Source organism: Acidisoma sp. (genome assembly GCF_035492295.1).
Classification (GTDB): domain Bacteria; phylum Pseudomonadota; class Alphaproteobacteria; order Acetobacterales; family Acetobacteraceae; genus Acidisoma.
In genome coordinates this window covers 1-6115 of sequence record NZ_DATJJK010000266.1, presented here as the reverse complement: position 1 = coordinate 6115, position 6115 = coordinate 1, and the positions used below count along the sequence as shown (strand labels likewise).

Sequence of the window (6115 nt, the reverse complement as noted above, 5' to 3'; positions counted from 1 at the left end):
AGCTGGGAGAGGCGCGGCCGGGTCTCGATCACGGCATCGGGGACAAGGCGCTGGATGAGCGGGCGGATGGTCTCCGCGCCCATGAACATCGTCTCCACCATGCCGCGGGCGCGAAGCAGACGATCGGTGAAGATATGGCCGCGGTCCGGATCGGCGCAGAGCTGGATCTCGTCCACACCGACGAATTCGACTTTCCGATCGAGCGGCATGGCCTCCACCGTGCAGGCGAACCAGCGCGCCTCCGGGGGCAGGATCTTCTCTTCGCCGGTGATCAGCCCGACGAACCGCTCCCCCTTGCGCGCGACCATACGATCGTAATTCTCGCGGGCGAGGAGGCGGAGGGGAAAGCCGATAATGCCGGACGAATGGGCCAGCATCCGCTCGAGGGCGAGATGCGTCTTGCCCGTATTGGTGGGCCCGAGAACGGCTTTCACACGCGGGGCGAATCCGTGCATGAAAAAAGCTTCCCCGGATCCCCGATCATTTGCAAGCGGCATTGCACAAATGAGCCAACAGGTCTGGTCACGGCTGGTTGCATTCAGCGAGCCTTAGGACACATACGGCAGCGCAACGGCACGGCCGTACCAAGCATCCAAGACCAATGGGAACGCTGACATGGAACAGGATCAAACCACGCAGTCCGCCGCCGAAACGCGGGAATTCAGCGCCGAGGTCGGGCGGCTGCTCGATCTCGTCGTCAATGCCCTCTATTCCGACCGGGAGATCTTTCTGCGCGAACTGGTGGCCAATGCCGCGGACGCGATCGACCGCCGGCGCTTCGCCTCCCTGACCGAACCGGGCCTGGCGCTGCCGCAGGACGCGGGCGTGACCATCGCGCCCGACAAGGCCACACGGCAGATCACGATCAGCGACGACGGGCTCGGCATGGGCCGAGAGGAGCTGATCGCCAATCTCGGCACCATCGCCCGCTCCGGCACCCGCGCCTTCGGCGAGACGGTGCGGGATGCCAAGCCCGAAGACCGGCCGAGCCTGATCGGCCAGTTCGGCGTGGGCTTCTATTCCGCCTTCATGGTGGCGGATCTGGTTGAAGTCATCTCCCGCCCCGCGGGCGAGGAAGCGGCCTGGGTGTGGCGGTCCGCCGGCCGCGGCAGCTTCGAGGTGGCGCCGGCCGAGCGGGCGGCACCCGGCACCGACATCGTGCTCCACATGAAGGCGGATGCCGACGAGTTCCTGGAGCCGATGCGGCTGCAGACCATCATCCGCAAATGGGCGGACCACATCGCCGTGCCGATCCGCCTGATGCGCGACGGGAAGGCTGAGCCAGCGAACAAGGGCACCGCACTGTGGCGCCGCCCGAAATCCGAGGTGACGCCGACCGAATACGAGGATTTCTACCGCCATCTGGGCCATTTCTTCGACAAGCCCTGGACCACCATTCATTGGCGGGCGGAGGGAGCGATGGAATACGCCGCCCTTCTCTTCATCCCCGATTCCCCGCCCTTCGACCCGGTGGAGGGCGAGCGCCGTTCCAAGGTCCGGCTGCATGTGCGCCGGATGTTCATCACCGACGAGGCCGACCTTCTGCCGCCCTGGCTGCGCTTCGTGCAGGGCGTGGTGGATACGGAGGACCTGCCGCTCAACGTCAGCCGCGAGATGCTGCAATCGACCCCCGTCATGGCTCGCATCCGGAAGGCCGTGCAGAACCGCGTCCTGACCGAACTCAAGACCCGCGCCAGCGAGGAGTCGAAAGCGGAAGCAGGCCCGATCGCGGCCGAGGACGAGGATGCGCCGGCCGCCGAGCCGAAGGTGGATGGCTATCTCCGCTTCTGGGAAAATTTCGGCACGGTGCTGAAGGAAGGGTTGTGGGAGGATGCCGGCGCCCGCGCCGACATCGCCCCCCTGCTCCGCTTCCGCTCGACGACAGAAGAAGGCTGGACCTCGCTCGCGGATTACGTCTCGCGCATGAAGCCTGACCAGACCGCGATCTACATGCTCGCCGGCGACGATATCGAGCAGTTGCGCCATACACCGGTGCTGGAGGGCTACAAGGCGCGCGGCTTCGAGGTTCTGCTGTTGACCGATGCGATCGACGCCTTCTGGCCTGAGCGTATGGGCGATTTCGAGGGCAAGCCCCTGAAGAACGCTCGCCAGGCGCTGGCCGATCTCGGTGCCGCCGAGGAGGTACCGGAGAGCTTGAAGCCGCTCATCGAAGGCATCCGAAACGCGCTCGCCGACGACATTGCCGAAGTGCAACCTGCGGCACACCTGACTGAAAGCCCGGTCATGCTGGTGTCGAATGCTGAAGGGGCCGATCTGCACATGCAGAAGCTTCTTCGCCGTGCCGGGCGTCCTGCCTGGGGCGGCAAACCGCAGCTCGACATCAACCCACGCCACCCTTGGATCGAGGCTCTGGCGATGCGGGCTGCAATGGGCGAATCGATCGAGGAGGAGGCACGCTTGCTGCTGGATCTCGCGCGCGTGCAGGAGGGCGAGGCGCCGATGGAACCGGCCGCCTTCATCCGTCGGGTGGTCAGCGCCATCACCGCCGGAAAGACGGCGTCCTGATGCGCCCGATCGACTGTCTGTTCGACCTCGGCGCCGCGCGCGCCGAGGGACGCGTCCTGCATCGCCTGCATGCCATTTCCGCTGCGGATCTATCTTCCTTTCTCGAGCGGCTGCCGGAGCCGCAACGGACATTTCTCTCCTTCACCGGCTTCACCGCCAAATCCAGCAGCATCGCCTTGCTGCCGCCAGCGGCGGATGGCGGGATGGAGGCGGTGCTCGGCCTCGGCACCGACGAAAGCCACGCGCCCTTCGGCGCCCTGCCCTACGGTCTGCCGGCGGAGACGGATTGGCAGCTGGTGACACCCGGTATTGATGCCGCGCGGGCCACGCTGGGTTTCTGCCTCGGCGCCTACCGCTTCAGCGAGCTGAAACCTGCAACGTCCGGCCCCGCACGCCTCGCCCGCGTTCCAGGCGTCGAGAATGCCGTTGACCAGGCATGGTCGATCTGGATGGGACGTGACTTGATCAACCGTCCCGCCAACCTTCTGGGGCCGGAGGAACTCGCCGCCGCCGTCGTCACGCTCGCGGAGCGTTTCTCGGCCAGTGCCGAGATTGTGGAGGGAGAGCGGCTTGCCGCGAACTATCCGACGATCGCGGCGGTCGGTCGCGGTTCGGACCGGACGCCGCGAGTCGCCATCCTGCGCTGGGCCGGACCGGGAACGACCGAGGCGACACCGCTCATCTCTCTCTGCGGCAAGGGCGTGTGCTTCGATTCGGGTGGCTACGACCTGAAACCCTCCTCCGGCATGCTGCGCATGAAGAAGGACATGGGCGGTGCGGCGGCGATGATGGCCCTTGCCGCCCAGATCATGGCGGCCGGACTGCCCGTCCGTCTCGTGCTGCGGGTCGGCTGTGTCGAGAACAGCGTCTCGGGCCATGCCATGCGGCCGCTCGACGTCATCCGCACCCGCAGTGGCAAGACCGTTGAAATCGGCAACACCGATGCCGAGGGACGGCTCGTGCTCTGCGACCTGCTGGATGAGGCGGTCGAGGAGGCTCCGGAATTGCTGATCGACGCCGCGACCCTGACCGGCGCGGCCCGGGTCGCCCTGGGCCCTGAACTGCCGGCTTTGTTCTCGAACAGCGACCCTTGGTCGGACGCGGTGGTGGCTGCAGGACAAGCCGTCCACGATCCGGTTTGGCGGCTGCCTCTCTGGCCCGGCTACGACGGGTGGCTGGACAGCCCGATCGCCGATATGAATAACGTATCGAGCAATGGTTTCGCGGGCGCGATTACTGCAGCCCTATTTTTGCAACGATTTGTTACTCTGTCGCAAAATTGGCTTCACATCGACCTCTATGCCTGGAATGATAAATCCCGGCCGGCGGCACCTGAAGGTGGCGAAGTTCAAACTGTACGCAGTTTGTTTCGGGCGTTGCAGGACCGATATAACTCCACGGCATGACCGATATAATTGCCCATCGTGACGATTTGTTACCATTTCTCCCCTACATGTGATCCTGCTCTCGCAATAATAGTTGCAAAAGAATTTTGACGGTTACCCGGACGTGTCCACCCACCGTATTTTCGATACGGTTCATGGAATCGCTCTCAAGCCGCCGCATCCGAAAATCCGTGGCGAAGAACCGCCGCTGGATCGTGACATGCTGATTTGAATAGAAAGGATAGTGCCGCATGGCCTCCGCAGCCGCCTCCGACCAACTGGTCGGCGTTCTTCGGGACACGATCGTCGCCCTCGTCCGGCGTGACGGACCCGACCTCTCCGCCCGCCAGCTTGGCGTGTTCCTGACCTGCTATCTGAGCGACAAGGCCCATACGGTGCGCGGCCTGGCCGCCGACCTCGACGTTTCGAAGCCGGCCATCACCCGCGCGCTCGACCGCCTGTCGGAATTCGAACTCGTCCGCCGCAAGATCGACCCGGCCGACCGCCGCAGCGTTCTCGTGCAGCGCACCCTGAAGGGCTCCTCTTTCCTGCGGGAAATGCGCTCGATGATGACGGAAGCGGCCGCCGGCAAGCTTCTCGTGGTCGGCGAGACAAGCGGCCGCCGCGCCGCCGGGTAATCGGCCAAGCAGGTCAGGCGATACCGCCAGAGACGGCCAGGAGGCGCTGAGCCTCCTGCCGCTTGAGCTGCGGGTCGCGTCTCGTGCAGACCTCCTCTGCCGCATGCTTTTTCCTCCGGAAAACCCTCACCGGGGGTTCACAGGAGGGGTAAGGCCCGCTATATGCCCCTCCCACGGAGGGCGCATAGCTCAGTTGGTAGAGCAGCTGACTCTTAAGCCGATTAGATTTCTGCCATTCGCGTGCACGCTGATGGACGCTCTGGGTCCACTCTCGACGATTTGGCCCGACCGCTGCCATGTCCTTTCATACCGCAATTTCGGACATCCTGCCGCACTGCGGCGACTGACGCTTCGTGCAACTCGCCGACATTGCTATTGCCTGATGGTGGCCAACAGATCGACCGCTCTGTCGGCTTTTCCGCAACCATTGCGCCACCTATGTCGGCTGCGAACCAACACTACTAGCCCCGTCTGCTCATCGCAGTCTGGGGCTCTCGTCGATACCAGTGCCGAGGACGGGCTCGCTAACCGTGCGGGTGCGGTGGGCTAAGGGCCGTCTGCAACTCGGTTGCAAGTGTCGAAAATAGCTGGCCAGTCGCTGCGCCACTTGGGTTTGTCCAAGCCGCTACGAACTGGCCGAACAGGCTGGCGAGGGGATTACTATGCGGAGTCTGAGATTTCGTTGGTACCGGAGACCAGAAAGCGTTCATGGGTGTGGCGTACATGTCGTTGGCAGTGAGCGGGGCCAACGGATCCGTCACAGTCGGCAGGGCGTTGCCACGCAAGGCGTCTTCGATAGTGGCCATCAGGCTGTACTCGTTGGCGTACTGGTCGGTGGTGAAGGGGCCTGCCTCCATCCCGTTAGCGCCAGACTCGGCGCCCCCGTTCGGGATGATGATCATCGGAACGTTGTTGCCCTCGTTCCCGATGCCCAGCGACAGGTTGTTGTTGTCCTCGTCGAACGTGATGATGATCGCGTCCTTCTCGCCGTCGGCGTTCCACGTCGGCGAGTTTTCGATGGCCGTTACCTCCTGCTGGGCGAACTGGTCGGCGGCCGCAACGTTGTACTGATGGTTTGTGAGCTGGCTGTAAACGAACTGGCCGAGGCCTTGGAGACTATTGATGGGGCCTTCCCCGTTGTTGGCCTCATTGGCAGCGATCCAGGTGAATTCCGGGAAGGGCTTGTCCGGGTTCGCGAGATCGGCGGACAACTGGTCCAGCGGGAGCAGGTGTTCCTGAAGGTAGGCGGGGGTGTTGTCGGCGACGTAGCTGAATTGCGCAAAGGGCAGTTCGTTGACGTCGTAGTCGCCTGATGACGTGATGTCACCCGCGGTGGGCATGCTCTGCGCGTAGCCGGCCCACGAGATGCCCGCCTGATCCATTTCTTGCATGAGGTTGGGCGCGACGATGCCGGCCGAGGTGGGGTTGTAGTCGATGCCGAAGTCGGATCCGCCCATGATCCGGATGTAGTTGGGGTCGCTGGGGTGGCCCAGCGCGTAGTAGTTGGAGTCATAAAGTTCGGAGTTGATCAGGCTGTTGAGGTACGGCGCGTTGGGGCTGCCGACG

The 6115-nt window shown here is 64.1% G+C and carries 4 protein-coding genes and 1 pseudogene; 3 read left to right on the top strand and 2 right to left on the bottom strand.

The features are described 5' to 3' along the window. A pseudogene (locus VL752_RS19890) lies at window positions 1-455 on the bottom strand (DNA helicase); the annotation flags it as partial. A gap of 160 nt (window positions 456-615) precedes the next feature. Here VL752_RS19890 and htpG point away from each other — a divergent pair. The 3 genes from htpG (at window position 616) to VL752_RS19875 (ending at window position 4549) form a co-directional block, all read left to right on the top strand. Next, complete coding sequence (gene htpG, locus VL752_RS19885; RefSeq protein WP_325357968.1) at window positions 616-2526, top strand: molecular chaperone HtpG; 1911 nt, start codon at window positions 616-618, stop codon at window positions 2524-2526. Further along, window positions 2526-3932, top strand: coding sequence for a leucyl aminopeptidase family protein (locus VL752_RS19880; protein WP_325357966.1), 1407 nt, complete (start codon window positions 2526-2528; stop codon window positions 3930-3932). The genes htpG and VL752_RS19880 overlap by 1 nt, the downstream gene beginning before the upstream one ends. A 230-nt stretch (window positions 3933-4162) precedes the next feature. Then, window positions 4163-4549: a MarR family transcriptional regulator gene (locus tag VL752_RS19875; protein ID WP_325357964.1), complete on the top strand. Its 387-nt coding sequence runs from the start codon at window positions 4163-4165 to the stop codon at window positions 4547-4549. 524 nt (window positions 4550-5073) lie between these two features. Here the strand turns inward: VL752_RS19875 and VL752_RS19870 are convergent. Further along, window positions 5074-6115 (bottom strand): alkaline phosphatase family protein (locus tag VL752_RS19870; protein ID WP_325357962.1); only part of this gene is annotated, 1042 nt, incomplete at its 5' end.

Excerpts from the sequence above, each read along its gene's own strand:
- htpG (WP_325357968.1), top strand. The coding sequence starts at position 616 with ATGGAACAGGATCAAACCACGCAGTCCGCCGCCGAAACGCGGGAATTC.
- VL752_RS19875 (WP_325357964.1), top strand. The coding sequence starts at position 4,163 with ATGGCCTCCGCAGCCGCCTCCGACCAACTGGTCGGCGTTCTTCGGGAC.
- VL752_RS19880 (WP_325357966.1), top strand. The coding sequence starts at position 2,526 with ATGCGCCCGATCGACTGTCTGTTCGACCTCGGCGCCGCGCGCGCCGAG.